This is a genomic window from Bradyrhizobium sp. HKCCYLS1011 (assembly GCF_051167795.1).
Taxonomy (GTDB): domain Bacteria; phylum Pseudomonadota; class Alphaproteobacteria; order Rhizobiales; family Xanthobacteraceae; genus Bradyrhizobium.
Genome location: NZ_JBNPTT010000030.1, coordinates 1 through 1164, shown reverse-complemented (window position 1 = coordinate 1164; position 1164 = coordinate 1). Strand labels below are relative to the sequence as shown.

Annotated in this window: 2 protein-coding genes; both read right to left on the bottom strand. The window is 59.7% G+C overall.

The genetic code is table 11. The features are described from left to right. Positions 1-8 precede the first annotated feature (8 nt). Positions 9-968: an IS110 family transposase gene (locus ACQR1W_RS39790; RefSeq protein WP_434855886.1), complete on the bottom strand. Its 960-nt coding sequence runs from the start codon at positions 966-968 to the stop codon at positions 9-11. Next, the coding region (locus tag ACQR1W_RS39785; RefSeq protein WP_434855885.1) for a hypothetical protein at positions 955-1164 on the bottom strand (210 nt) is incomplete at its 5' end. The genes ACQR1W_RS39785 and ACQR1W_RS39790, both read right to left, overlap by 14 nt.

Here is a 1164-nt window from a genome sequence, read left to right as displayed (position 1 = left end):
GCGCTCGATCAGCTCACTGCGTAGCGCTTGGCATCCCACTTTTGGCGCCGAGCGATCATGACGTTGAGAATGCAAATGAGCTTGTGCATGCAAGCGATCAGCGCGACCATCTTCTCCTTGCCTTTGGCGATCAGGCGATCATAGAAGGCTTTGAGCACCGGATTGTGCATGGTGGCCGCTCCGACGCAGGGCATGTAGAGCGCGTTGCGCGTTCTGCGGCGTCCTCCCTTGACGTGGCGGTTGCCACGACGTTTACCGCTGTCGTCATCGTAAGGTGCGACGCCCAACAAGGCTGCAATGATCTTGTTGTTGACCCTGCCGAGCTCGGGCATGGTGGCAATGAGCACCGCCGCACTCGTCCGTCCCAATCCCGGAACGCTTTCGATGATCGTGGCGAGTTCGGCAAAATGCGGCGTAGCTTGGACCAGGTTCGAGATCTCAGCATCAAAGTTGGCCAGCGCAGCACGCGTCATCTTCAAAATCCGCGCGTGCTCTTGCCGGACGGGGCTTGGCAGCTTGTGCTCACCCTGGTTCTGTAGCTGAGTTTGCATATCCGCCAGCGACTGACGTGCATGCACCATTTGCTGCAGCTTCTCCCGAGCGGCATCGTAGGCCTGGCCCGAGATGTCACTGAACGTCTCGGCGAACCAGGCAATCGTGTCCGCATCAATGCTGTCGTTCTTGGCGAGGCGCCCAGCAGACTGAGCGAAGCTGCGCACCCGCTTCGGATCGACGATCCGAACCTCGATCTTGGCGGCTCGCGCCAGCTTGGCCCATTCGCGCTCGTAGCCGCCGCTCGCCTCCATCACGACCCTGGTGACCTTATGCCGGCGCAGCCAAGTTACCTGGTCGCGCCGACCCGCCTCTGTACTTGCAAATGTCTGCTTCAATGACAGTGAACGAATGCAAGCATCGACCTTATCCTTGGCCACATCTACACCCGCGACAACGTGATCATTTTGTGCCATCGTCCAGCTCCCTTCCTTGCTCGTCCGGGCTGGCAGCCCACGCAACTGTTCGGGTTGAAGGAAGACACCGGATCTGTCCCACGCTCCCCAACAGGCTCTCTTGGCCTTTGAGCACGATCGGGCTCAGATCCTGCGACGGGCGGTTGGTGAGAACCGCCCGTTCGCACTTCTTGGCACATTTGGAAGACACAAGAGC